Origin of the sequence: Luteimicrobium sp. NPDC057192 (assembly GCF_042670205.1) — a bacterium.
In the GTDB taxonomy this organism is placed as follows: domain Bacteria; phylum Actinomycetota; class Actinomycetes; order Actinomycetales; family Cellulomonadaceae; genus Luteimicrobium.
In genome coordinates, this window is the sequence record NZ_JBHUWD010000002.1 from 149,143 (window position 1) to 174,024 (window position 24,882).

Consider the following 24,882-nt stretch of genomic DNA (forward strand, 5'->3'; position numbering starts at 1 on the left):
CGCAGGTAGCGTGACCCCATGACCGCGACGCCGAGCCACGCACCCCAGCCCGCAGCACCCTCGCCCTCGCCCTCGGCCGAGGACGAGGTCGTCGCCATCTGCCGCGACCTGCTCCGCATCGACACGTCCAACTTCGGCGACGACTCGGGCCCGGGGGAGCGGGTGGCCGCCGAGCACGTCGCGGGCCTGCTGGCCGAGGTCGGGCTCGACGTCGACGTCTTCGAGTCCGCGCCGGGGCGCACGAGCGTCGTGACGCGCGTCGAGGGCGCCGACCGGTCCCGGCCGGCGCTCGTCGTGCACGGCCACCTCGACGTCGTGCCCGCGCGCGCCGACGACTGGAGCGTCGACCCGTTCGCCGGCGAGGAGCGCGACGGCATGCTGTGGGGCCGCGGCGCCGTCGACATGAAGGACATGGACGCGATGATCCTCGCCGTCCTGCGGCGGATGATCCGCGACGGCCGCAAGCCCGCGCGCGACCTCGTCGTCGCGTTCTTCGCCGACGAGGAGGCCGGCGGCGTCCAGGGCGCCCAGTGGGCCGTGAACCGCCGCCCCGAGCTCTTCGAGGGCGCGACCGAGGCGGTGAGCGAGGTCGGCGGGTACAGCGTCGACGTCGACGGGCACCGGGCCTACCTCCTCCAGACGGCGGAGAAGGGCCTGTGGTGGCTGCGACTCGTCGCCGACGGCAAGGCCGGGCACGGCTCCCAGGTCAACGCCGACAACGCCGTGACGCAGCTCGCGGCCGCCGTCGCCCGGATCGGCGCGCACCGCTGGCCCCTGCGCCTCACCCCGACCGTCGACGCCCTCCTGCGCGGCGTCGCCGACCTCACCGGGCTCCCGTACGACCCGGCGGACGAGGACGGCGTCGAGCGCCTCGTGGCCGCCCTCGGGCCTGCCGCCGCGTTCGTCGGGGCCACCGTCCGGCACACCGCCAACCCGACCCAGCTCGACGCCGGCTACAAGGCCAACGTCGTCCCGGGCAGCGCGTCCGCGACCGTTGACGCGCGGTTCCTGCCCGGCTACGAGGACGAGGCCGAGGCCCGCCTGCGGGCGCTCGCGGGCGACGGCGTCCGGCTCGAGACGATCCACCGGGACGTGGCGCTCGAGGTGCCGTTCTCGGGCGGCCTCGTCGACGCGATGTCGGCGGCGCTGCTCGCCGAGGACCCCGGGGCGTCCGTCCTGCCGTACACGCTGTCGGGCGGCACCGACAACAAGTCGCTGTCCCGGCTCGGGATCACGGGCTACGGCTTCGCGCCGCTCCGCCTGCCCGCCGACCTCGACTTCGCGGGCATGTTCCACGGCGTCGACGAGCGGGTCCCGCTCGACGCGCTGCGGTTCGGGGTGCGGGTCCTCGACCGCTTCCTCGCGACCTGCTGACGGCTCCCGCCCGTACATCGGGGGCGTCGCGGCGTTGCGGGGGTGGGAGGCGCACGGGCGGGCGCGAGGCGCGGGCCCGTGCGCTCACGCGAGCAAGGTGTCGAGCATCCGTCGCAGCTGCGTGCGGTACCCGCCGCCGAACAGCACGGCGTGGACGGCCACGGGGTACAGCTGGTGGACGACGACCCGGTGCCGCCAGCCGCGTGCGAGGGCGTGCTCGGCGTGGTAGGCGGCGAGCACGGCGTCGAGGTGGGGCGCGCCGAAGAGGGCGAGCATCGCGAGGTCCGCCTCGCGGTGCCCGCCGTGCGCGGCGGGGTCGATGAGGACGGCCTCGACCTCGTCCGGGCCGCTCGCACCTGCCACGGACTCCGCCTCTCCGTGCGCCCAGAGCACGTTGCCCGACCAGAGGTCGCCGTGGACGCGTGCCGGGGCCTCGCCGGTGTCCCAGCGGGGCGCGCGGTCGGCGAGCCGCGCGAGGTCGTCGGCGTCGGCGCGCGCGAGAGCACGGCGCTCGAGCCCCTGGGCTGCCACGGGCCGCAGGCGTGCCTCGCCCCAGAATCCGGCCCACGACCCCCACGACCCCGTGGGCAGGGGGAGGGGGTCGTCCAGCGGCCCGAAGAACGCGTCCCCGGACCAGCCGGGCGGTGGGCTGCCCCAGGCGGGCGCGCCGGCGTCGTGCAGCGCGGCCAGGTCACGCCCGAACCGTGCGGCCGCCGCGGGTGTCGGTGGGACGGGCGCGATGCGCTCGAGGTCCAGGCGGTCGTCGCCGACGGCCCGCACCCGGACGACGCGCGGACCGGTGGGCCGAGCCGGCACGCCGGGCCCGTGGGCCTCCCCGAGCCAGCGCAGGCCCGCCTCCTCGCACCGGAAGAACCCGGCCGGGGCGCCGGCGCGGGCCTTGCGGAACGTGGCGCCGCCGGGCACGGGGATCAGGAGCCGGGGCTCAGAGCGTCGACTGCACGCGGATGATCCGCCGGCGCAGCTGGACCCGCCGCTCTCCGCCGACGTACAGCACGGTGCGGTGGAGCTCCCACCGGCCGTACTCCGCCTGCTCGGTCAGGGCACGCCGCGCGTCGGCGCGGCTCGTGCCCCGGTCGAAGCGCACCGTCCTGTACTCGTACTGGGCCTCGGACGTGCGGTGCGACCGGTGGGACATGGGGCCTCCTCGGGTGCCGGACCAGTTGACTGTCCATTGTGCCCCGCCCGGCGCTACCGTTCGGATATGACCGCTGACCCGCGCGCCGCCCTGGACCGACTCGTCGCCGCGCTCGAGGCGCACTACAACGCGATCGCCGCGCGCCGCAGGGACGACGACCCCGCCGTCGACGACGCGTACGACGTGCTCGCCGACGCGTTCGAGGTGTACGACGAGGCGGTCCTGCAGTCGTTCGGCGAGGTGCTGCCGTTCGCCCTCGTGGAGGACGACGACGAGGACGAGGACGACGACGACCACCACGACGACCACGACTTCGACGACGAGGACGAGGACGACCACGACTTCGAGGAGCCCGCGTTCCGCGCGGACTGAGCGGGCGGACGGACCGTTCTCACACGGACGCGGTGCTGTCCCAGCGGTCGGCGTGGTCGGCGTCCGGGCCGGACACGTCGTCCAGGGCGTCGTAGAGCTCTCCGGGGAGCACGAGATCGAGCGCGGCCAGCGACGCCCGCAGCTGGCCCGGGGTACGGGCCCCGACGACGGCGCACGCCACCCCGGCGCGCGCGAGGAGCCATGCGAGAGCGACCTCCAGGGGCTCGCGCCCCAGCCCGGCGGCCGCCGTCGCGACGGCCTCGACGACCGCCGTCGACCGCCCGTCGAGGTACTGGGACACGAAGGCGCCCAGGTGCGGTGACGCTGCCCGCGAGTCCGACGGGACGGCGCCGCGGTACTTGCCGGTGAGGACCCCGCGCCCGAGCGGCGACCACGCGAGCAGTCCCTGGCCGAGGGCCCGGGCCGCCGGGAGCGCGTCCCGCTCGACACCGCGCTGCACGAGCGAGTACTCGCGCTGCAGGCCGACGACGGGCGCCTGGGTGCGCGCCAGCAGCCCGGCGAGGTGCGACGACGCCCAGGCGGGATGGTTCGACAACCCCACGTAGCGCGCCCGCCCGGACGCCACGACGTGCTGCAGCGCGTCGGCGACCTCCTGCGGCGGGGTGACGGCGTCGGGCGTGTGCACGAGGAACAGGTCGACGTGGTCGGTGCCGAGCCGTGCGAGCGACGCGTCGAGGCCGTCCAGGAGGGAGCGCCGCGACGCGTCGGCGCGCACGCCGTCGCGGCCCCGCACGAGGCCCGCCTTGGTGCACAGGACGACGTCCGCGCGGTCGACCTGGCCGTCGAGAAGCGTCCCGAGGACCTGCTCCGCCTCGCCGCCCCCGTAGGACGCGGCGGTGTCGACGAACGTCCCGCCCGCGTCGAGGAAGTCCCGGAGCTGGTCGCCTGCGTCGAGGGCGTCCGTGTCGCGCCCCCACGTCATGGTCCCGAGCCCGAGCGCCGACACCCGCAGACCGCTGTTACCGACGAGGCGTTGCTCCATGCGCGGCAGGGTATCGTGGCGCCCCGTGTCGATGTGGCAAGCCATCCTGATGGGCCTCGTGCAAGGCCTCACCGAGTACCTGCCCGTGTCGTCGTCCGCGCACCTGCGTATCGTCGGTGAGCTGATCGGGGCCGGGGACCCGGGTGCCGCCTTCACGGCGATGATCCAGATCGGTACCGAGGCCGCGGTCCTGCTGTACTTCCGGCGCGACATCAAGCGGATCTGCGTGGCGTGGTGGCACGCCGTGACCGGTCACCAGGGCCGGGACCGCGCGGCCCGGTTCGGGGCGCACGACCCCGACGCCCGCATGGCCTGGTACATCGCGCTCGGCTCGCTGCCCATCGTGGTGCTCGGGCTCGCGTTCCAGGACGCCATCGAGACCCACTTCCGCAACCTGTGGCTCATCGCGTTCACGCTCGCCGCGTTCGGCCTCGTCCTCGGCTGGGCCGACAAGCGGGGCACCCACGCGCGGACCCTCGACGAGATGACGCCGCGCCGCGCGACCGCGTTCGGTTTCGCGCAGGCCCTCGCGCTGATCCCCGGCGTCTCCCGTTCCGGCGGCACCATCACGGCCGGTCTCATCATGGGCTTCACGCGCGAGGCCGCCGCCCGCTACTCGTTCCTCCTCGCGATCCCCGCCGTGCTGGGCTCCGGGCTGTTCGAGCTGGCGAAGGCCGTCGGGGGCGACGCGGCCCCCGGGACGCCCGGCTTCGCCCCCACCCTGGTGGCGACGATCGTGTCGTTCCTCGTCGGGTACGTCGTGATCATCGGCTTCCTCAAGATCGTCTCCACGTTCTCGTACAAGCCGTTCGTGGTCTACCGGATCGGCCTCGCGATCCTCGTCGCGCTGCTCCTGCTCGGCGGGGTGCTCGAGCCCGTCGGGAACCTCGCCGGCGCCGTCTGACGGCCGCCCCGCACGCCGTCGGGCCGCACAACCGGCGTGAGGCGGACCGGCAGGGGGCGGGGGCGAACCCACCTAGACTGGGCGCGTGCACTCCTGGCCCGCGCCGCAGATCCCCGCCCTCCCGTCGGCCCCGAGCGGCTCCGGCCCCGCAGAGGTGCGGGTCCACGACTCCAGCACCGGTGAGCTCGTCGTCGCCGCGCCCGGGCAGCACGCCCGGATGTACGTGTGCGGCATCACGCCCTACGACGCCACCCACCTCGGCCACGCCGCCACCTACGTCGCGTTCGACCTCCTGCAGCGCGCCTGGCGCGACGCCGGGAAGAAGGTCACCTACGCGTCCAACGTGACCGACGTCGACGACCCGCTCCTCGAGCGTGCCGAGGCCACCGACGCCGACTGGCGCGAGCTCGCCGCCTCCCAGACCGCGCTCTTCGCGGAGGACATGGCGGCGCTCGGCGTCGTCCCGCCCGACGTGTACGTCGGCGCCGTCGAGTCCGTGCCCGACGTCGCCCGCGCCGTGAGCGCGCTCCTCGCGTCCGGCGCCGCGTACCGGGTGCCGCTCGAGGAGGGTGCCGGGGGAGACCGGCCCGACCTCGGCGACGTGTACGCCGACCTGTCCGCCGACGACGCCTTCGGGGCCGTGTCCCGCCTCGACCGCGAGGACATGCTCGCGCTGTTCGCCGAGCGCGGCGGCGACCCCGACCGACCCGGCAAGCGCGACGCCCTCGACCCGCTCCTCTGGCGTCGCGAGCGCACGGGCGAGCCGGCTTGGGACGGTGGCGACCTCGGCACCGGACGCCCCGGCTGGCACATCGAGTGCGCCCTCATCGGTGCCCACGGGCTCGGGCCGGCGTTCGACGTCCAGGGCGGCGGCGTCGACCTGCTCTTCCCGCACCACGAGATGTCCAGCTCGCACCTGCGCGTCCTGCCCGACGACGTCTTCGACGCCACCGGCCCCGACGCCGCCGACGCGCCCGCGGTGTCCACGGTGCCCGCCGCCGGGCGGGCCGCCCGCGTGAACCTGCACGCCGCCCTGCTCGCCTACGAGGGCGAGAAGATGAGCAAGTCCCGCGGGAACCTCGTCTTCGTGTCCGTGCTCCGCCGGGCCGGCGTCGACCCCATGGCGATCCGCCTCGCGATCCTCGCCCACCACTACCGCACCCCCTGGGAGTGGACCGACCAGGACCTCACCACCGCCCAGGCCCGCCTCGACCGGTGGCGTGCCGCGCTCGCCGGCAACGGCGGCCCGTCCGCGGACGAGACGCTGGCCGCCGTGCGCGCCGCCGTCGCGGACGACCTCGACGCCCCCCGCGCCCTCGCCGCCGTCGACGCCTGGGCCGACCGGGCGCTCGCGGGCGGTGCGAGCGACGGCGACGACTGGGTCGAGGGCGCGCCCGGCGTCGTCGCGCGGGCCGTCGACGCCCTGCTCGGCGTCCGGTTGTGACCTCGGGGGGCCGCCCGACGGCGAAGGGCGCGGGGCAGTCGACGCGCACGTGCTGAGCGACGACCGGGCGCGGCTCGACCTCGACGCCGTGTGGGCGTTCCTCTCGCAGGACGCGCACCGGGGCCGGTGACGCACCCGCGCCGACCTCGAGGCGCGATGGGACGAAGAGTCACGCTCGAGGCGGCCAACCGCCGCCCGGCACGGTCAGGCGGCGAACGCGATCCTCACGGTCAGGCGAGGACGACGTCGGCGGCCGAGGCGACCGCGAACGCCTGCCCGGGGTAGCGCAGTCCCGCGAAGTACCGGTTCGTGTGCGCGACGACCTGCTCGCCCGTGATCGTGACGTCCTGCCACGTGGAGTCCGTGGTCGTGTGGGCGTCGCCCACGAGGGTGACGTCGTAACCGCGTGCGGCGGCGGCTTGTGCGGTGGTGCGCACGCAGTAGTCCGTCTGCGCCCCGGCGACGACGAGCCGGCCCACGCCCGCGGTGTGGAGCACGTCGGCGAGATCCGTCCCGGCGAAGGAGTCGCGGTACGTCTTGCCGACCGCCGGCTCGCCGGCGCCGACCTCGAGGCCGCCCGCGAGCTCCCACGCCTCGCTGCCGTGCTCGAGGCCGGGGCCGTGGTCCTGCACCCACACGACGGGCGTCCCCTCGCTCCGCGCCCGCTCGACGAGCCGGCGGGTCCGTGCCAGGACGCCGTCGGCGTCGTGGCAGCCCGGCAGGACGCCGTTCTGAAGGTCGATCACGAGCAGGGCAGAGCGTCGAGCGGTCACGGCGTCATGGTGCCAGACGGGGCGTCGCCGGCGTCGAGCCGTCTCTTCACGTCGTCGGCCGGAGGACCGGGCTGGGCTCGAACCTGTCAGAACGGCGGGTCCGACGACGGCGCTCGTGGACCTGCTGTCGCGGGCGCGGAGACGGTCGCGGGCGCCGAAACATGGGTGCGGCCTGTCGGCGAGGTCCACGTCACCGAGCCGGGCGGCGCGTCCAGGTCCGCGCTCGGTGCCGGTCGCCACGACGTCTCGTGCTTGAGGCGGTGGTGGTGGCGGCAGAGGTGGACGAGGTTGTCGGCATCGGTCGAGCCGCCGTCGACGAACGCGACGACATGGTCGACGTCGCACCGCGCCGCTCGGCGACCGCAACCGGGGAATCGGCAGGTGGCGTCCCGGACGGCGAGGTGACGTCGGAGGTCCGCCGGGACGGCGTACGACTCCCGCCCTACCGACAGCACGGCCCCGGTGTGCGGATGGGTGAGGATCCGGGTGAACGACGGGGCGCCGGCGGCCAGCTCGCGGGCGGTGTCGGCGTCGATCGGGCCGTACCCGTCGAGTTCGCCGGGTTCGTCGCCGCGACCGAGGAGCGTCATCGCCGGGATCGTCACGTGGACCCGAGGGGCGAGGCTGCGAGCCAGGTGGGCGAGGCCGGCGGCGGAGGCGTCGTCCTCGGCGAGCCGCCGATCGTCGTCGCGACCACTCCACTCGTCGCGCTGGTGCGCCGTCGCGCCCGGCTGCGGGGCGGCCGGGCCGGCGGCGCTCGGCCGACGACCGGCCGGTGCGACGCTCGCCAGCACGGTGCTGGCAGTGCCGTCGGCGTCGTCGAGGAGGAGCGCCGCCAGCACGTCGGCACGGAGCTGGTCCGGGGTGCGTTCCTCGCCGCGGTGTGCCAGCGTTCCGGCGGCGTGGTCCAGGCGATCCATCACGGCGTGGCCGGTGGCCGCGGGGAGGAACGCGGTGAGCCAGCTCATGCCGTCGGGCGAGGGGTCGAGGCTGACTCGACGGTCGACCGCGGCTCGGCGGTGCCGTTCCGTCGGTGCCTCGGGGTGGACCCGTTCGCGAGCGCGCCGGAGGTGGCGTGCGAGACCCGTCGGCGTCGTCGCATGCGCGCGGGCGAGCCCGGCCTCCTCGACGGCGCGGGCTGCGCCGGGCTCGAGACCCGCGGTGTGCTCGCTCACGACCTGGGCGTGCCGGTAGGAGATGCTGCCGGAGCCGAGCGCCTCGAGCGTCGCGGGAAGGTCGTGGACGAGGGCGTGGGCGTCCTCGACGAGCGCGCGCGTCGTGCCCTCCGGGAGCAGGAGTGCGGTCGCGAGGTCGGCGATGAACGCCCGCTCCGCAAGCTCCGCGCGGGCTGCGAGCGTCGGCCCGCGTGCGGCGTCGGACCCGGGGCGCAGGAGCGCTGCCTCGGCGGCGGGGACCTGGCGCCGGGCCGCATCCACGAGGACGGTGCGGAACGCGGTCAGCCGGCGGATCGCCGTCTCGACCTGGACGATCGTGTCGATCGCCTCGCCGAGCACCTCGACCTCGGTGAGATCGGGCCCGACCGGACCGACGCTCGCCGGGTCACCGGGCCGGGCGACGGAACCCGGTACGGCGCGCGCCACCGTGCGCTCGCCCGCGATCGCCGTCGTCGTCATGCCCCCAGTCAACACGGGGCCACTGACACGAAGTCGAACGGATGTTCGAACGACTGGGTTGAACCGAAGCGGGCGTGCCGCTCCGATCAGAGGGCGCGGTAGTAGTGCACAACCGGCAGGCGAGTGAACCCGTTCCTTTCGTAGAGGGATCGCGCGGACGCGTGGCCGTCGTCGCCGCCGGTCCAGACGTTCGCGAACGCGCAGCCCTCTCGTCGCATGAGATCGAGCGCGGCTTCCAGGAGTCGCTGACCGGTCCCGCGGCCCTGCGCCGTCGGGTCCACGGCGATCAGCTCGAGGTCGGCGGGACGCGTGCCTTGGTTGTCCACCTCGCCGAGAACGACGACCGCGAAGCCGACCACCCGACCGTCCGACTCGGCCACGAGCGTCGTGTCAGGGTGCCCGCCACACGTGGTCCTGACCGTGGCCGCCTGGGACCGGTGCCAGTCCGGGTACGCGAGCGCGTACAGCTCCTCGCCCAGGACGGCACGCCACGCGTCGAACACGGGCTCCCACGCCTGGAGCGCGAGCGCGGTGAGGGCGTCGAGGTCGGACGCGCGGAACGTCCTGAGCGTGACGGGCACGAGCACGAGCAAAGACTATGGAGCCCCACTCTCACGCCCCATCCGATTTCCCTGCCGTCGGGTCGCGGCTCGTCTATCTGGGCGGGGCGACGACGACCTGGACGTCGTCCTCGTAGACGACCCGCCCGGGCGCCAGGGTGCGCCGTTCGACGCACGCCACGCCGTAGCGCTCGAGGAGCGCGACATACGCACGTGCGATCTCGATCAGCTCGACCGCGGTGCTCTTGAACCATGCCTGGGCGCCGGGGTTCGCGACGTCGTCGTACACCGCGGCGTCGACGGTCGACGGGTCGGCGTAGGCCGCGTTGCACCAGTCGTTGCTGCTGCGCCACCAGGCGTGGTCTGTGGACGAGAGCCGACCCGCTCGCGCGAGCCCGTTCGCCAGCGCGAAGACGCCGGGCCGGCGCCCTCGGGCGTTCGTGACGGGGCTCTCGAACCGCACGAGCTCGACGCGAGGCGCGACGACCGACGCCGGGCCGGGCTCCCGGTCAGCCGGCCCGTCGTCGGCGCCAGCTGGTGAGACGGCCTCGTCCAGGTCGCGCACGGAGACGTCGGGTCAGCCCTGGCGGCCGTCGTCGCGGCGGCGCAGGTACCGCTCGAACTCGCGGGCGATGGCCTCGCCCGACGCCTCCGGCAGCTCGGCGGTGTCCTTGGCCTCCTCCAGCTGCCGGACGTACTCGGCGATCTCGGGGTCCTCGGACGCGAGCTCGTCGACGCCGGTCTGCCACGCCGCGGCGTCCTCGGGCAGGTCCCCGAGGGGGATCGGCTCGGACAGCAGGTCCTCCACGCGCGACAGGATCGCGAGCGTCGCCTTCGGGGACGGGGGCTGCCCGACGTAGTGCGGCACGGCCGCCCACAGCGACACGGACGCGCACCCGTGCTCGGCGGCCGAGTGCTGCAGGACGCCGACGATGCCGGTCGGCCCCTCGTAGGCGGTGGGCTCGACGTCGAGGACGGCCTGCAGGCCCACGGACTCGCTCGTCGCGGTCAGCGGGATCGGCCGGGTGTGCGGGACGTCGGCGAGCAGCGCCCCGAGGGTCACGACGGTCTCGACGTCGTGCTCGTCCGCGTGCCGCAGGAGCTCGCCGCAGTATGACCGCCACCGCATCGACGGCTCGATCCCGCGGACCAGGACCACGGTCCGGCCGCTCGTCGGGAGGGTCGCGGTCCAGACCGTCGTCGTGGGCCACTCGATGGCCCGCTTGCCGTCCTCGCCGACCACGACCTGCGGGCGGTTCACCTGGAAGTCGTGGTACTCCTCGGGGTCGAGCCGCGCGACCTCGACCGCACCCCACACGTCCTGGAGGTGCTCGATCGCGGCCGTCGCCGCGCCGCCCGCGTCGTTCCACCCCTCGAAGGCAGCGAGCATCACGGCGCGTCCGGGACGCGGGGCGGAGGGCGCAGCCTGGGGATCGGTCATCGCTCCAGCCTAAGGGGCGCGGGACGCCGCGCGTGGGCGCCCACCTACGATGGTGCGGTGAGCGAACAGTCCCCCTCGAACCCCCTGACCACCCCGACGACGCCCGCCGCGGTGCTCTGGGACCTCGACGGGACCCTCGTCAACACCGAGCCCTACTGGATGACCGCGGAGACCGAGCTCGTCGCCGAGCACGGCCTCACCTGGACCTACCAGGACGGCCTCACCCTCGTCGGGCGGCCGCTGCTGGAGTCCGCGAGCCTCATCGCCGCCCACGGCGTCCCGCTCAGCCCCGAGGAGATCGTCGAGCGGCTCGTCGGCCGCATGGTCGAGCACCTGCACGACGCCGTCCCGTGGCAGCCGGGCGCGCGCGAGCTCCTCGCCGGCCTGCGCGACGCCGGCATCCCGTGCGCGCTCGTCACCATGTCCTACCGGGTGCTCGCCGAGGCCGTCGTCGAGGCCGTGCCCGAGGGGACGTTCCGCGCCGTCGTCTGCGGCGACGAGGTCACGCATGGCAAGCCCCACCCCGAGCCCTACCTGCGGGCCGCCGAGCAGCTCGGGGTGGACCCGGCCGCCTGCGTCGCCGTGGAGGACTCGCGGCCCGGGATCGCGTCCGCCCTCGCGTCGGGCGCCCGGACCGTCGGCGTGCAGGTCGTCGTACCCGTCGAGCCCGCGCCCGGTCTGACCCGGGTCGCGTCGCTCGACCAGCTCGACGTCCGCACCCTGGGACGGATCGCGGCAGGCGAGACCCTCGACCTGCTCGAGGCCGCCGCCGGCTGACCGGGGGCCGCGCGCCAGCCGCCGGCCCGTCGCGTCACAGCCCCGGCGCGACCCCCAACGCCCGCACGGACGCCTCGACCGGGTACGGCGGGGGAGTGCCCCCGAACTCCGGGCACGACGCCTGGTGCGCGCACCACCCGCACAGCGCGGACCGCCGCGGAGGGAAGTGCCCGGCACGCGCCATCGACTCGATGCCCGACCACACGGCCCGCACCCGCTGCTCGGTGTGCTCGAGCGCAGCCTCGGTCGGCTCCGACCGCAGCACCTGACCGTCGCCCAGGTAGACGAGCTGCAGCATGCGCGGCACCCTGCCGGTCTCCCGCCACAGCACCAGGCCGTAGAACCGCATCTGGAACTCCGCGGACCCGCCGTAGCCCGGGCGGGGCGCCCGCCCGGACTTGTAGTCCACGACCCGCACCTCTCCCGACGGCGCCACGTCCAGCCGGTCCACGATTCCCCGCAGCTGCGGCCCGTCCACCAGCTGGTGACGCACCGCGAGCTCGCGGGAGCGCGGCTCCAGCCGGTTCGGGTCCTCGAGGCGGAAGTAGGTGCCCACCAGCTCCCCGGCGCGCCCCAGCCACGCCTCCAGCCCCGCCGCGTCCCCGACGAGGTCCGCGTACTCCGGGCGCGCCTCCTGCAACGACTCCCACTGCGGCCCCAGCAGCGACAGCGCGTGCTCCGGCGTCCGGTCGCCCGCCGCTGCGTCGTACAGCCGCTCCAGCACGGCGTGCACCAACGTGCCGCGCGCAGCCGCCTCGCTCGGCGGCTCCGGCAGCCGGTCCACCACCCGGAACCGGAACAGCAGCGGGCACTGCATGAAGTCGTTGGCGCGCGACGGCGACAGCCCGGGCACCCGCGCCTCCGCCGGGTCCGGTGCGCCCGGCCCCGGCACGGTCAGGGTCTCGATCTCGTCCGTCACAGCCACGCCCAGGACCCTAGCCGCCGGCACCCACCCCGCCCGGCGCCCTCCACAGGACGGGGCCCCGCGCCGTCGCCGCCGTCCCCAGGGTCGCCCCCGCGCCCAGCGCCGGCCCAGCCGCGACCACTAGGCTGACCAGGTGAGTCAGACCCCCGCCCCCCGCGGGCGCCGCCCGCGCCGCACCTCCTCCGGCTGGGTCATCGGTCGACTCGCCGGAGCCCCCGTCGTCGTCACCCCCTCGTGGTTCGTCGCCGCCGCCGTCCTCACCGTCCTCTTCGCCCCGACCGTGCGCTTCGTCGCGCCCGACCTCGGCATCGGGACCTACGTCGTCGCGCTCGCCTTCGTGCTGCTCCTCTTCCTCTCCGTGTTCCTCCACGAGGCCGCGCACGCCCTCGTCGCCCGCGCCCGCGGGCACGAGGTCCACGAGCTCGCCCTCACCCTCTGGGGCGGCCACACCGCGTACGGGGGCGGCGGCGGACCGCTCGACGCGTTCCTCGTCGCCGTCGTCGGGCCCGTCACCAACCTGGCGCTCGCGGCCGCCTTCTGGGGCGTCTTCCAGCCCGTGCGCCACGACGCGTCGATCGCCGGCCTGCTCCTGTACGCCGGTGCCTTCTCCAACGCGTTCGTCGGGATCTTCAACCTCCTGCCCGGTCTCCCGCTCGACGGCGGCCAGATGCTCGAGTCCGCCGTCTGGGGCGCGACGGGCAACCGTGAGAAGGGCACCGTCGCCGCCGGCTGGGTCGGACGCCTCGTGGCGCTCGCGGTCATCGCGTGGGTGGTGCTCTGGCCGCTCGGCCGAGGGGAGCAGCCCTCGCTCACGACCGTGATCTGGGGTGTCCTCATCGGCGGGTTCCTGTGGCAGGGGGCGTCGCAGGCCGTCGCGTCGGGCAAGGCGCGCGCGGCCGTCGCGCACCTGCGCGCCGCGGACCTCATGCTCCCGGTCCGGCTCGTCTACGACACGGGTACCGTCGCGGACGCGCGGAGCGTGAGCCTGCCGCACCACGCGCTCGTCGTCGTCGACCGCGCCGGCACGGCCGTCGGCGCCGTCGACCCGCAGGCCCTCGCGTCCGTCCCCGAGGCCTCCGCCGCGACCACACCGGTCACGGCGGTCGCCCAGACGCTCGGGGCCGACGCGATCGTCGACGTCGAGACCGCGGGAGGCGACCTCGTCGGGACGGTCGCGGAGGCCGCGTCGCACGCGCCCGTGCTCGCCGTCATGCGCGCGGGCTCGGTCGTCGGCCTGCTCCCCGTGCAGACGGTCGTCGACGCGGTGCGGAGGGCGAACACCAAGCCCGCCTGACCGCGCCGCCTAGGATGGTCGACCGTGACTTCCGACGACACGACCGACGCCGTGCCCGCGACCCCCGAGGCGACCGCGACGGGCGCCGACCTGCGCCGCGGTCCGTTCCGCGCGGGCGACAAGGTCCAGCTCACCGACCCCAAGGGCCGGCTGCACACGATCACGCTCGACCCGGGCGCGACGTTCCACACGCACCGCGGCTACTTCGCGCACGACGCGCTCATCGGCGCGCCCGAGGGCCAGGTCGTCACGAGCACGGGCGGGACGGAGTACGTCGCGCTCCGGCCGCTGCTGTCCGACTACGTCCTCTCGATGCCGCGCGGTGCCGCAGTCGTGTACCCCAAGGACTCCGGCCAGATCGTCACGATGGCCGACATCTACCCGGGTGCGCGCGTCGTCGAGGCGGGCGTCGGCTCGGGGGCCCTGACGCTCTCGCTGCTGCGCGCCGTCGGCGACGGCGGGTCGCTCCACTCGATCGAGCGGCGCGAGGACTTCGCGGCCATCGCGCGCGGCAACGTCGAGACGTTCTTCGGCGGTCCGCACCCGGCGTGGCGCCTCAGCGTCGGCGACCTCGCCGACGTGCTGCCCACGGTCGCCGCGCCCGGCACCGTCGACCGGGTCGTGCTCGACATGCTCGCGCCCTGGGAGAACCTGGCGGCGGTCGCGGACGCGCTCACGCCCGGCGGCGTCCTGTGCTGCTACGTCGCGACGACGACGCAGCTCTCCCGCCTCGCGGAGGACGTGCGCGACGACGGCCGCTACACCGAGCCGACGGCCTGGGAGTCGTTCGTCCGCGGCTGGCACCTCGAGGGCCTCGCCGTGCGGCCCGAGCACCGGATGATGGGCCACACCGGCTTCCTCCTGACCACCCGGCGCCTCGCGGACGGCGTCCAGGCGCCCGAGCGCAAGCGGCGTCCCGCCAAGGGGGCGTACCCCGTCGACGGCGGAGCGACCGACGGCGCCGGGGACGGGGCGGCCGCGGACGGCGGCACCGAGTGGACCGAGGAGGCGCTCGGCGAGCGGCCCGTCTCGCCCAAGAAGATCCGACGCGTGCGGCGGAGCGTCGGGCAGGCCCCCGACCAGGCCTGACGCCGGTCCCTGCCCCGGGCGGCGCCGGTGTGACGCCCGCCACGTGAAGGTCGCGTGTCGCTGCGTGGAACGTCCGGCGCGTCGTGGGTGTTGCCGACTAAGGTCGAAGTCCCACAACCGGGGAGGACGAGATGACCGACGCCCCCATCCGCGACCCGCGCGACCAGCAGCTCACGCTGCTCGCCGCCAAGAACGAACGGCTCGCCGACGCCCTCGTCGCCGCCCGTGACCAGATCGTCGAGCTCAAGCGCCAGATCGACGAGCTCGCCAAGCCCCCGGGCACCTACGCCGTCTTCGTCGGGGGCCGCCCCGACGGGACCGTCGACATCATGTCGGCAGGCCGCAAGATGCACGTCGGCACGAGCCCGTCGCTCGACGTGGCCTCGCTGCGCCCCGGCCAGGAGGTCAAGCTCAACGAGGCGATGACCGTCGTCGAGGCGGGCGGCTTCGAGAGGATCGGCGAGCTCGTGACCGTCAAGGAGCTCCTGCCCGAGGGCCGGGTGCTCGTCGTCGGGCGGGCCGACGAGGAGCGTGTCGCGCGCGTGGCCGGGTCCGTGACGGACCAGGTGCGCGTCGGCGACGCCGTCACGATCGACACGCGCTCGGGCTTCGTGTTCGAGCGGATCCCGAAGTCGGACGTCGAGGAGCTCGTCCTCGAGGAGGTCCCGGACATCCACTACGCGGACATCGGTGGCCTGGGCCCGCAGATCGACCAGATCCGCGACGCCGTCGAGCTGCCGTTCGCGCACCCCGACCTGTTCCGGGAGCACGGCCTGCGCCCGCCCAAGGGCGTGCTGCTCTACGGCCCGCCCGGGTGCGGCAAGACGCTCATCGCCAAGGCGGTCGCGAACTCGCTCGCCCAGATGGTGGGGGAGCGCCGCGCCGCCGAGTCCGGTGTCCAGGCCGCAGGCGAGAGCGTCCAGAGCTACTTCCTCAACATCAAGGGCCCCGAGCTCCTCAACAAGTACGTGGGCGAGACCGAGCGCCACATCCGGCTGATCTTCGCCCGGGCGCGGGAGAAGGCGAGCGAGGGTATGCCCGTGGTCGTCTTCTTCGACGAGATGGAGTCGCTGTTCCGCACGCGCGGCACCGGTCTGTCGTCCGACGTGGAGACGACGATCGTGCCCCAGCTGCTGTCGGAGATCGACGGCGTCGAGCGCCTCGACAACGTCATCGTCATCGGTGCCTCGAACCGCGAGGACATGATCGACCCCGCGATCCTGCGGCCGGGACGCCTCGACGTGAAGATCCGCATCGAGCGGCCCGACGCCGAGGGCGCCAAGGAGATCTTCGGCAAGTACCTCACGACCGACCTGCCGATCCACCCCGACGACCTCGCCGAGCACCACGACGACGCCGCCGAGGCCATCGACGCGATGGTGCACGCCGTCGTCGAGCGCATCTACTCCGAGGACGACGAGAACCGGTTCCTCGAGGTCACGTACGCGTCGGGCGACAAGGAGGTCCTCTACTTCAAGGACTTCAACTCGGGCGCGATGATCCAGAACATCGTCGACCGGGCCAAGAAGACCGCGATCAAGGACTTCCTGACGACGGGCCAGCGCGGCCTGCGCGTCGACCACCTGCTGTCGGCGTGCGTCGACGAGTTCAAGGAGAACGAGGACCTGCCCAACACCACCAACCCCGACGACTGGGCCCGGATCAGCGGCAAGAAGGGCGAGCGCATCGTCTTCATCCGCACGATCGTCGAGAAGAAGGGCAAGGCCGCCGCCGCGGCGCGCACCATCGACACCGTCACCAACACCGGGCAGTACCTGTGACGGGACCCTCCCCGGTGGCCGCGGCCGAGGGCCTCGGTCCCCTCTCCGTCCGGCGTGTCATGGGCATCGAGACGGAGTACGGCGTCCTCCAGCCCGGGCGGCCCTACGCGAACCCGATGCTGCTGTCGTCCCAGGTCGTGACGACGTACCGTGCCCTCGCCTCGCTCGGCGGGGGTCGCGGCGCCCGCTGGGACTACGACGACGAGGACCCCCTGCACGATGCGCGGGGCTTCCACCTGCGCCGCGCTTCGGCGCACCCGTCGCTGCTCACCGACGACCCGGACCGGCCCGTCGCGCCGGGGCCGGTGTCGTCGAACGGCAGCGGCGGCTCGACGGAGGAGCTCGAGCGCCCGGAGGCCGAGGAGTACGACGACCCGAGCGCCGCGAACGTCATCCTCACCAACGGCGCCCGCCTCTACGTCGACCACGCGCACCCCGAGTACTCGTCCCCGGAGGTCACGGGCCCGCGCGAGGCGGTGCGGTTCGACGTCGCCGGGGAGCGGGTCATGCTCGCGGCGGCGCGGGAGCTCGCGCCCTTCCCGGGCGGGCCGGTCGCGCTCTACAAGAACAACGTGGACGGCAAGGGTGCGAGCTACGGGTGCCACGAGAACTTCCTCGTGCGCCGCGACGTGCCGTTCGCCGAGCTCGCCCAGCTCCTCATCCCGTTCCTCGTGACGCGCCAGGTGTTCGCGGGGGCGGGGCGCGTCGGGCTCGGGCAGACGGGTGCCGAGGCGGGCTTCCAGCTCTCCCAGCGCGCCGACTACGTCGAGGCGGAGATCGGCCTCGAGACCACGCTGCGACGACCCATCGTCAACACGCGGGACGAGCCGCACGCCGACCGCCAGCGGTGGCGCCGGCTGCACCTCATCATCGGGGACGCGAACCTGCTCGAGGTGGCGACGTACCTCAAGCTCGGCACGACGTCGCTCGTCCTGGGCGTGATCGAGCGGCGCGACGAGCTGGCCGCCGTGCACGCGCGGCTCGCCGCGCTGCGCCTCGTGGACCCCGTCGCCGACGTCCAGGCCGTGAGCCACGACACGACCCTCACGACGAGGCTCCGGCTGGTCGACGGGCGTGAGCTGACCGCGCTCGAGATCCAGCGCGCCTACCTCGACGCGGTGCACGAGGCGCTCGGCGTCCTCGCACCGGACGGGCCCGACGACGAGACGCGGGCCGTCGTGGAGCGGTGGGAGCGCGTGCTCCACGGCCTCGAGCACGACCGCGCGAGCGTCGCGGGACAGGTCGAGTGGGTCGCCAAGCTCCGCATCCTCGACGGGCTGCGCCGCCGCGACGGCCTCGACTGGGAGCACCCGCGCCTGGCCGCGACCGACCTGCAGTGGTCGGACGTCCGGCCCGAGCGCGGCATCTACCACCGGCTCCTCGCCAAGGACGCGGTCGAGCGGGTCGTCACGGAGCAGGAGGTCGCGCGCGCCGTCCACCACCCGCCGGACGACACGCGCGCCTACTTCCGCGGCGAGGTCATGGCCCGGTACGGCGAGCACGTCTCGGCGGCGAGCTGGGACTCGATCATCTTCGACGTCCCCGGCGCGCCGTCGTTGCAGCGCGTCCCCATGCCCGACCCGGAGCGCGGCACACGCCGGCACCTGGGCGAGCTGCTGGACCGCAGCGAGGACGCGTCTGCGCTGCTCGCGGGCCTGTCGGGCACGTGACGGACGGCGTGGACGGGCCAGCCGGGCGGGCCGCCACGGCCTAGGCTGGACACGGAACGGATCACCGGGACCGCACGGCCCCGGGGACCGACGAGCACGAAGGAGACGACGATGGCAGGTCGCGAGCAGCAGCAGCACGTCCGCCGCGAGGACGACGTCCCGGACGACGACGCCACCCCCACCCCGCCCCCGGCGGCGCCGCAGGGTCAGGACGCCGACGTCGACGCGCTCCTCGACGACATCGACGACGTCCTCGAGGCGAACGCCGAGCAGTTCGTCCGTGGGTTCGTCCAGAAGGGCGGGCAGTAGGACGCCGATGACTCCCGAGGCAGACGCGAGGCTCCCTCGCGCGTTCACCACACCCGGCTCCGCGTCGTTCGTGGAGTTCCTGGCGGCGCACGACCCGGGCCTCCTCCCGGCGGGCCGTGTGCTGCCCGCCGGTGACGCCCCCGCGGCGCCGCACGGCACGACGATCGTCGCGGTCACGTACGAGGGCGGCGTCGTCATGGCGGGCGACCGGCGGGCGACCGCGGGCGCCATGATCGCGAGCCGCGAGATCGAGAAGGTGTTCCCGGCGGACGAGTACTCGGCGGTCGGGATCGCGGGCAGCGCCGGGCTGGCGCTCGAGCTCGTGCGCCTCTACCAGCTCGAGCTCGAGCACTACGAGAAGATCGAGGGCTCGCTGCTCTCGCTCGACGGCAAGGCGAACCGCCTGTCGACGATGATCCGGTCCAACCTGGGTCTCGCGATGCAGGGCCTCGCCGTCGTGCCGCTGTTCGCGGGCTACGACCTGGACCGGGGCGCGGGCCGGATCTTCTCCTACGACGTGACCGGGGGGCGCTACGAGGAGCACGACCACCACAGCGTGGGCTCGGGCTCGGTGTTCGCGCGGGGCGCCCTGAAGAAGCTGTGGCGCCCCGGGCTGGACGCCGCGGGCGCGGTGCACGTCGCCGTCGAGGCGCTCTACGACGCCGCCGACGACGACTCCGCGACCGGCGGCCCCGACCCCGTGCGCCGGATCTGGCCGGTCGTCGCGACGGTCGACGCGGCGGGCTACCAGCGCGTCGGCGACGACGAGCTCGCGGCGCTGGCCGGTGAGATCGTCGCCGAGCGGACCGCCGCGAACGACGCGCGCGCGAGCGTCCGTCGCCCGGGCGCGGCCCGCACGTCCGCGACCAACGCCTCCGACGAGCCGCGGCCCGCGCCGCACGACCCGGACGCCGACCGTGCCCGCGGCACCGACCGTGCCGACGCTGAGGGAGACCCTGCATGAGCATGCCGTTCTACGTCTCGCCCGAGCAGCTCATGAAGGACCGGGCGGACTACGCGCGCAAGGGGATCGCGCGAGGCCGCTCGGTCGTCGTCCTGCAGTACGACGACGGCATCGCCTTCGCGACGCAGAACCCGTCGCGCGCGCTGCACAAGATCTCCGAGATCTACGACCGGATCGCGTTCGCGGCGGTCGGCAAGTACAACGAGTTCGAGAACCTGCGGGTCGCGGGCGTGCGCTACGCGGACCTGCGCGGGTACTCCTACGACCGGTCCGACGTCACGGCGCGCGGCCTCGCGAACGCCTACGCGCAGACCCTCGGCACGGTCTTCACGACGGAGTCCAAGCCGCTCGAGGTCGAGATCGTCGTCGCCGAGGTCGCGGACGAGCCGGCGAGGGACCAGATCTACCGCCTGTCGTACGACGGGTCGGTCGCGGACGAGCACGGCGTCGTCGCGATGGGCGGGCAGGCCGAGGAGCTCGGTGCCCGGCTGCGTGAGGAGTGGCACGAGGGCATGACGCTGCCGCAGGTCCTCGCGCTCGCGACGCGCGCCCTCGGCACGGGCGGCGAGCCCGCGGAGGGCGAGGGCGCGGAGCCCCAGGACGTGCCCGCCTCCCAGCTCGAGGCCGCGGTGCTCGAGCGGACCTCCCGGCGGCGGGCGTTCCGGCGGCTGCCCACGGCCACGCTCGAGCAGCTCCTCGGCCGCCGCTAGGCCGCGGGAAGACAGGAGACCCCCATGGACCGACGCATCTTCGGGCTCGAGACGGAGTACGGCGTGACGTGCGCCGCCGACGACGGCCGCGGCCTGTCCGCGGACGAGATCGCGCGCTACCTGTTCCGCAAGGTCGTGGCGTGGGGGCGGTCGTCGAACGTCTTCCTGCGCAACGGCTCGCGGCTGTACCTGGACGTCGGCTCGCACCCCGAGTACGCGACGGCGGAGTGCGACGACGTGCGGCAGCTCGTCGCGTACGACCGGGGCGGCGAGCGCATCCTCGAGGGGCTCGTCGCCGACGCGCAGCAGCGCCTCGAGCACGAGGGCCTCGCGGGCCGGATCCACCTGTTCAAGAACAACACGGACTCGGCCGGGAACTCGTACGGCTGCCACGAGAACTACCTCGTGCGCCGCCAGGGCGACTTCGCGCGCCTGTCGGACGTGCTGGTCCCGTTCCTCATCACCCGCCAGATCCTCACGGGCGCGGGCAAGGTCCTCGCGACCCCCCGCGGCGCGACGTACACGCTCTCGCAGCGCGCCGACCACATCTGGGAGGCCGTCTCGAGCGCGACCACGCGGTCCCGCCCGATCATCAACACGCGCGACGAGCCGCACGCCGACGCCGAGAGCTACCGGCGCCTGCACGTCATCGTCGGCGACTCGTCCATGGCCGAGCCGACGACGGTCCTCAAGGTCGGCGCGACCGACCTCGTGCTGCGCCTCGTCGAGGCGGGTGTGCCGATGCGCGACCTCGGGCTCGAGAACCCGATCCGGGCGATCCGCGACATCTCGCACGACGTCACGGCCAAGGTGCCGGTCCAGCTCGCGAACGGGAGGACGGCCACCGCGATCGAGCTGCAGTCCGAGTACCTCCAGCGGGTCAAGGACCACGTGGACGCCCACGTCGAGCCGACGCCCATGATCAAGCAGGTCCTCGACCTGTGGGAGCGCGGCCTGCGCGCCCTCGAGTCGGGCGACCTGTCGCTCGTCGACCGCGAGCTCGACTGGGTGATCAAGCTCAAGCTCATCCAGCGGTACCAGGCCAAGCACGGCCTCGCCCTGACGGACCCGCGGATCGCGCGCCTCGACCTGGCCTACCACGACATCTCGCGCACCGACGGGCTGTACAACCTCATGGCCCAGCGCGGCCTCGTCGAGCGGGTCGTGTCGGACCTCGAGGTCTTCGAGTCGACGGCCGTGCCGCCGCAGACGACGCGCGCCAAGCTGCGCGGCGACTTCGTGCGCGCCGCGCAGGAGGCCCGCCGCGACTACACGGTCGACTGGGTGCACCTCAAGCTCAACGACCAGGCGCAGCGCACCGTGCTGTGCAAGGACCCGTTCCGCAACGTCGACGACCGGGTGGAGCGCCTCATCGAGTCGATGTGAGCGGTCGCGCGCCCGGGCGGTGCGCGCCGCCGGGTTCAGGTGGCCCCGGGTTGACCCGGTTACCCTGTCGCCCGTGATCCCCCCGCTCCGCCGTCGTCCCACCGCGCCCCGACACCGTCCCCGCCGACGGTCGCTGCCGCTCGGACGGGTCGGCCGGGCCCGCGCCGTGGGGGCGCTCGTGGTGGCGCTCGGCCTCGTGGGGACGGTCGCCGCGTGCGGCGAGGAGGACCCCCAGGACCAGGCCACCGTCACGGGCGCGACGCAGGACGACGTCAAGGTGTTCGGCAACGCGTGGGAGCCGCCCTCGTTCGCGTACGACATCCCGCTGACCGTCACCCAGCCGCGGCTCGAGACGGTCTGGGAGGGCGTGGGAGCCAAGGTGAAGGACGGCGACGTCGTCGTGCTCGACACGTACGCGGAGGACGCCCGCAACCGGAAGGTCGTCGCGAACACCTTCGGTGGCGAGCCGCGCGCGGTGCGCGTCGACGAGAAGAAGATGGGCACGGACCTGTACCGGATGGTCGTGGGCCGCACCGCGGGGAGCCGGGTGCTCGAGGTCGCCGAGTCGAAGGGCGTCCCGCTCGTGACGACGGTCGACATCCTCTCGGGCCGGGCCGGCGGGCAGGAGGTCGCGCAGAGCAAGAACGAGCCCGTCGTGACCCGGGCCGACGACGGCACGCCCACCGTCAAGATCCCGAAGGACGCCAAGGCGCCGAGCGAGCTCGCGGTGCTGCCGCTGATCAAGGGCACCGGGCCGCAGGTCCAGGCCGGCCAGCTCGTGACGGTCCAGTACACCGGCGTCACGTGGTCGAACGGGAAGACGTTCGACTCGACGTGGGGCGGCAAGCGGCTTCCCCTGACGTTCCGGCTGGGCGTGGGCGACGTGATCGAGGGCTGGGACCAGGGGCTCCTCGAGCTTCCCGTGGGCTCGCAGGTGCTGCTCGTCGTCCCGCCGGACCTGGCGTACCAGGGCACGTCGTCCGACCTCGCGGACCAGACCCTGGTCTTCGTCGTCGATATCCTGGACGTCCACACCCCGGGCGCGGGCACGGCCGTCGGGAAGAAGGCGAAGCCCGCAAAGGTGTCGCCGTCCGAGACGTCGGCGCCGTCCGGTCCCTGACGACCTGCGTACCCGCCGCACCCGACCCCGGTTCGCCCCCGGGACGACCTCCAAGGAGCCTCCGTGCCCGTCGCCGTCCGCGTGATCCCGTGCCTCGACGTCGACGCGGGGCGGGTGGTCAAGGGCGTGAACTTCGAGAACCTCCGCGACGCCGGTGACCCGGTCGAGCTGGCCGCCCGGTACGACGCGCAAGGCGCGGACGAGGTGACCTTCCTCGACGTGTCGGCGTCGTCCAGCGGCCGGGAGACGACGTACGAGGTCGTCCGGCGCACCGCCGACCAGGTCTTCGTGCCGCTCACGGTCGGGGGCGGTGTGCGGACGGTCGACGACGTCGACACCCTGCTCCGGGCGGGCGCGGACAAGGTGGGCGTCAACACCGCCGCCATCGCGCGGCCGGAGCTCCTCAGCGAGATCGCCGGCCGGTTCGGCAACCAGGTCCTCGTGCTGTCGGTGGACGCGCGGCGCACCCAGGGCGACGCGACGACGCCGAGCGGCTTCGAGGTCACCACCCACGGCGGCCGGCGGGGCACCGGCATCGACGCGGTGGAGTGGGCCGCGCGCGCCGCCGAGCTCGGGGCGGGCGAGGTGCTCCTCAACTCGATGGACGCCGACGGCACGTACGAGGGGTTCGACCTCGAGATGCTGCGCGCGGTGCGCGCCGCCGTCGGGGTGCCGCTGATCGCGAGCGGCGGCGCGTCCACGCCGCAGGACTTCGTGGCCGCCGCGCAGGCGGGTGCGGACGCCCTGCTCGCCGCGAGCGTGTTCCACTTCGGCCGGCTCACCGTCGCCGACGTCAAGGACGCGCTGCGCGCCGCGGGCGTCGAGGTGCGCTAGTCCGTCGGTCCCGGCTGGACGGCGTCGAGCGCCGCGACGTCCGCGTCCGCGCCCTCGACGGTGACGTGCGCGCTCCGGCCGCGACCTGAGGCGTGCAGGACCAGCTCGCCGACCTCGCCGGTGACGACGACGGTGCCTGCGCCGTGCCGGGCTCCCGAGACGCGCCGCCGGCCCACCCCGGGCGCGACGAGCACCACGCCCGGCGCCGCCCGGCGGTAGGCGACGCGCGCGGCGAGCCCCAGCTGGCGCCACAACGCCTGCACGACGTCGTCGTCGAGCGGGCGGGGCGGCGCGTCGGCCGGGCCGCGGCGCACGTCCTCCGCGTGCACGAAGAACTCGGTCACGTTCATGAGGTCGCCCGCCCAGGCGTGCGGCGACCGGCGAGGCGGCGGCGCCGCGACCCGGGCGACGAGCGTGGCGTAGACCTCCGGGTCGCGGGCCTGGTCCGCCAGGGCCCAGAAGGCGGGGGAGTGGATCCGTGGGGTGCGCTGGCGCGTCAGGACGTGCGACGCCACGTGACGGGCCTCCCAGCCCTCGCAGAGCGTCGGGTCGCCGGGGGACGCGGCGTCGAGCGCGGCGGCGAGGCCAGCGCGCAGCCGGGCGTGGCGGGGGCGGTCGCGGGGGCTCGCGTCAGGATCGGGCATGTCACCCATCGTGGCACGAGTGCGACGCCTCCAAGGTTCTGAGAGGAGGCAAAATACTGTGCCAAGCGGTACGCTTCCGTCATGACCGAGCCCGACACGCAGGTCCCGCCCACCGCCCCGCCCGGAGGCGGGGAGGGCCGCTACCCGCGCCCGACCGTCGACCTCGACGAGGCCGAGTGGGTGTGGCGCGACCTCGCGTCGCGCGCGTCGCGCGTCCCGGTGCGCGACGAGGAGGTCCGGCTCGCCGTGATCGCCGGGCTGGCCCGGTGCTCGGGGGCGCGCTACGGGGACCTGCTGCGCGTCACCGTCGACGACCTCGCCCTCGACCGGGACGGCGCGAGCGACGGGCGCGTCGTCGGCGGGGTGGTGCGCGTGCGGCACGGCAAGCACCGGACCGTGCGCGACCACCCGCTCGACGCCGGTGCGGCGACCGTCGTCGCGCGGTGGCTCGAGGTCCGCGAGGAGCTGTGCGCGGACCTCGAGGGCTCGGTGCCGCGCGCGCTGCTCCTGACCGTCCACCACACGCACGACAACGGGGTCACGGTCTCGAAGGGTCTGCCCATCACGGCGCAGGGGCTCGTGCTGTCCTGGCGGCGCTACGTGCACCGGACGGCCGCCGAGCAGGGCGGGCGCCGCCGCCCCCTGCCGACGCGGTTCGAGCAGGTGCGGCGTGCCTGGGTGGTGGCGCGCGACGCGGCCGACGGCGGCCACTAGCCTG

At 74.5% G+C, this 24,882-nt stretch carries 26 protein-coding genes; 16 read left to right on the forward strand and 10 right to left on the reverse strand.

Annotation, left to right across the window (positions count from 1 at the left end):
- Positions 1-18: 18 nt before the first annotated feature.
- Positions 19-1,374 (forward strand): M20/M25/M40 family metallo-hydrolase, encoded by a 1,356-nt coding sequence (locus tag ACFT5B_RS02155; RefSeq protein WP_386796329.1) that lies wholly within the window; start codon positions 19-21, stop codon positions 1,372-1,374.
- Between the two features lie 84 nt (positions 1,375-1,458).
- Here ACFT5B_RS02155 and ACFT5B_RS02160 read toward each other — a convergent pair whose 3' ends face one another.
- Positions 1,459-2,298 (reverse strand): fructosamine kinase family protein, encoded by an 840-nt coding sequence (locus ACFT5B_RS02160; RefSeq protein WP_386796330.1) that lies wholly within the window; start codon positions 2,296-2,298, stop codon positions 1,459-1,461.
- A gap of 19 nt (positions 2,299-2,317) precedes the next feature.
- Positions 2,318-2,530 (reverse strand): DUF5703 family protein, encoded by a 213-nt coding sequence (locus ACFT5B_RS02165; protein ID WP_036950390.1) that lies wholly within the window; start codon positions 2,528-2,530, stop codon positions 2,318-2,320.
- A 66-nt stretch (positions 2,531-2,596) separates the two neighbouring features.
- Here ACFT5B_RS02165 and ACFT5B_RS02170 point away from each other — a divergent pair, with 66 nt between their 5' ends.
- A complete protein-coding gene (locus tag ACFT5B_RS02170) occupies positions 2,597-2,902 on the forward strand; it encodes a primosomal protein (protein WP_386796331.1) in 306 nt (101 codons plus the stop codon).
- A gap of 19 nt (positions 2,903-2,921) precedes the next feature.
- Here ACFT5B_RS02170 and ACFT5B_RS02175 read toward each other — a convergent pair whose 3' ends face one another.
- Positions 2,922-3,905, reverse strand: coding sequence for an aldo/keto reductase (locus tag ACFT5B_RS02175; RefSeq protein ID WP_386796332.1), 984 nt, complete (start codon positions 3,903-3,905; stop codon positions 2,922-2,924).
- A 25-nt stretch (positions 3,906-3,930) separates the two neighbouring features.
- Between ACFT5B_RS02175 and ACFT5B_RS02180 the strand changes: the two genes are divergently transcribed.
- Both ACFT5B_RS02180 and mshC read left to right on the forward strand, forming a co-directional pair.
- On the forward strand, positions 3,931-4,809 hold the full coding sequence (locus tag ACFT5B_RS02180; protein ID WP_386796333.1) for an undecaprenyl-diphosphate phosphatase: 879 nt from the start codon (positions 3,931-3,933) through the stop codon (positions 4,807-4,809).
- Between the two features lie 85 nt (positions 4,810-4,894).
- On the forward strand, positions 4,895-6,253 hold the full coding sequence (gene mshC / locus ACFT5B_RS02185; protein WP_386796334.1) for a cysteine--1-D-myo-inosityl 2-amino-2-deoxy-alpha-D-glucopyranoside ligase: 1,359 nt from the start codon (positions 4,895-4,897) through the stop codon (positions 6,251-6,253).
- A 230-nt stretch (positions 6,254-6,483) separates the two neighbouring features.
- Here mshC and ACFT5B_RS02190 read toward each other — a convergent pair whose 3' ends face one another.
- The 5 genes from ACFT5B_RS02190 to ACFT5B_RS02210 all read right to left on the reverse strand — a co-directional run bounded on the left by ACFT5B_RS02190 (position 6,484) and on the right by ACFT5B_RS02210 (position 10,661).
- A complete protein-coding gene (locus tag ACFT5B_RS02190) occupies positions 6,484-7,026 on the reverse strand; it encodes a cysteine hydrolase family protein (RefSeq protein ID WP_386796335.1) in 543 nt (180 codons plus the stop codon).
- 86 nt (positions 7,027-7,112) lie between these two features.
- Positions 7,113-8,660 (reverse strand): DUF222 domain-containing protein, encoded by a 1,548-nt coding sequence (locus tag ACFT5B_RS02195; protein WP_386796336.1) that lies wholly within the window; start codon positions 8,658-8,660, stop codon positions 7,113-7,115.
- An 86-nt stretch (positions 8,661-8,746) separates the two neighbouring features.
- Positions 8,747-9,247 (reverse strand): GNAT family N-acetyltransferase, encoded by a 501-nt coding sequence (locus ACFT5B_RS02200; protein WP_386796337.1) that lies wholly within the window; start codon positions 9,245-9,247, stop codon positions 8,747-8,749.
- 67 nt (positions 9,248-9,314) lie between these two features.
- Positions 9,315-9,785 carry a hypothetical protein gene (locus tag ACFT5B_RS02205; protein ID WP_386796338.1) on the reverse strand — a complete coding sequence of 157 codons (471 nt, stop codon included), beginning with the start codon at positions 9,783-9,785 and terminating at the stop codon, positions 9,315-9,317.
- A 12-nt stretch (positions 9,786-9,797) separates the two neighbouring features.
- Positions 9,798-10,661: a PAC2 family protein gene (locus ACFT5B_RS02210; protein WP_386796339.1), complete on the reverse strand. Its 864-nt coding sequence runs from the start codon at positions 10,659-10,661 to the stop codon at positions 9,798-9,800.
- A gap of 57 nt (positions 10,662-10,718) precedes the next feature.
- Between ACFT5B_RS02210 and ACFT5B_RS02215 the strand changes: the two genes are divergently transcribed.
- A complete protein-coding gene (locus tag ACFT5B_RS02215) occupies positions 10,719-11,438 on the forward strand; it encodes an HAD family hydrolase (RefSeq protein WP_386796340.1) in 720 nt (239 codons plus the stop codon).
- A gap of 34 nt (positions 11,439-11,472) precedes the next feature.
- Here ACFT5B_RS02215 and ACFT5B_RS02220 read toward each other — a convergent pair whose 3' ends face one another.
- Complete coding sequence (locus tag ACFT5B_RS02220; RefSeq protein ID WP_386796341.1) at positions 11,473-12,363, reverse strand: RecB family exonuclease; 891 nt, start codon at positions 12,361-12,363, stop codon at positions 11,473-11,475.
- 133 nt (positions 12,364-12,496) lie between these two features.
- Between ACFT5B_RS02220 and ACFT5B_RS02225 the strand changes: the two genes are divergently transcribed.
- The 10 genes from ACFT5B_RS02225 (at position 12,497) to hisF (ending at position 23,520) form a co-directional block, all read left to right on the forward strand.
- Positions 12,497-13,657 (forward strand): site-2 protease family protein, encoded by a 1,161-nt coding sequence (locus ACFT5B_RS02225; RefSeq protein ID WP_386796342.1) that lies wholly within the window; start codon positions 12,497-12,499, stop codon positions 13,655-13,657.
- A gap of 24 nt (positions 13,658-13,681) precedes the next feature.
- Positions 13,682-14,746 carry a tRNA (adenine-N1)-methyltransferase gene (locus tag ACFT5B_RS02230; protein ID WP_386796343.1) on the forward strand — a complete coding sequence of 355 codons (1,065 nt, stop codon included), beginning with the start codon at positions 13,682-13,684 and terminating at the stop codon, positions 14,744-14,746.
- A gap of 131 nt (positions 14,747-14,877) precedes the next feature.
- Positions 14,878-16,527, forward strand: coding sequence for a proteasome ATPase (gene arc, locus ACFT5B_RS02235; RefSeq protein ID WP_386796344.1), 1,650 nt, complete (start codon positions 14,878-14,880; stop codon positions 16,525-16,527).
- Between the two features lie 59 nt (positions 16,528-16,586).
- Positions 16,587-18,197, forward strand: coding sequence for a depupylase/deamidase Dop (dop, locus tag ACFT5B_RS02240; RefSeq protein ID WP_386796345.1), 1,611 nt, complete (start codon positions 16,587-16,589; stop codon positions 18,195-18,197).
- Between the two features lie 111 nt (positions 18,198-18,308).
- Positions 18,309-18,506: a ubiquitin-like protein Pup gene (locus tag ACFT5B_RS02245; protein WP_386796346.1), complete on the forward strand. Its 198-nt coding sequence runs from the start codon at positions 18,309-18,311 to the stop codon at positions 18,504-18,506.
- A 7-nt stretch (positions 18,507-18,513) separates the two neighbouring features.
- Entirely contained in the window at positions 18,514-19,470 is a 957-nt protein-coding gene (gene prcB / locus ACFT5B_RS02250) for a proteasome subunit beta (protein ID WP_386796347.1), read from the forward strand.
- Positions 19,467-20,180: a proteasome subunit alpha gene (prcA, locus tag ACFT5B_RS02255; RefSeq protein WP_386796348.1), complete on the forward strand. Its 714-nt coding sequence runs from the start codon at positions 19,467-19,469 to the stop codon at positions 20,178-20,180. Before prcB ends, prcA begins: the two co-directional genes overlap by 4 nt.
- Before the next feature lie 24 nt (positions 20,181-20,204).
- Positions 20,205-21,566, forward strand: a complete 1,362-nt coding sequence (pafA, locus tag ACFT5B_RS02260; protein WP_386796349.1) for a Pup--protein ligase — start codon at positions 20,205-20,207, stop codon at positions 21,564-21,566.
- A 73-nt stretch (positions 21,567-21,639) separates the two neighbouring features.
- Complete coding sequence (locus tag ACFT5B_RS02265; RefSeq protein ID WP_386796350.1) at positions 21,640-22,686, forward strand: FKBP-type peptidyl-prolyl cis-trans isomerase; 1,047 nt, start codon at positions 21,640-21,642, stop codon at positions 22,684-22,686.
- A 63-nt stretch (positions 22,687-22,749) separates the two neighbouring features.
- Complete coding sequence (hisF, locus tag ACFT5B_RS02270; protein ID WP_386796351.1) at positions 22,750-23,520, forward strand: imidazole glycerol phosphate synthase subunit HisF; 771 nt, start codon at positions 22,750-22,752, stop codon at positions 23,518-23,520.
- Here hisF and ACFT5B_RS02275 read toward each other — a convergent pair.
- A complete protein-coding gene (locus tag ACFT5B_RS02275) occupies positions 23,517-24,164 on the reverse strand; it encodes a TIGR03085 family metal-binding protein (RefSeq protein ID WP_386796352.1) in 648 nt (215 codons plus the stop codon). The genes hisF and ACFT5B_RS02275 overlap by 4 nt on opposite strands.
- 81 nt (positions 24,165-24,245) lie before the next feature.
- Here ACFT5B_RS02275 and ACFT5B_RS02280 point away from each other — a divergent pair, with 81 nt between their 5' ends.
- Positions 24,246-24,878, forward strand: coding sequence for a hypothetical protein (locus ACFT5B_RS02280; RefSeq protein ID WP_386796353.1), 633 nt, complete (start codon positions 24,246-24,248; stop codon positions 24,876-24,878).
- Positions 24,879-24,882 lie beyond the last annotated feature (4 nt).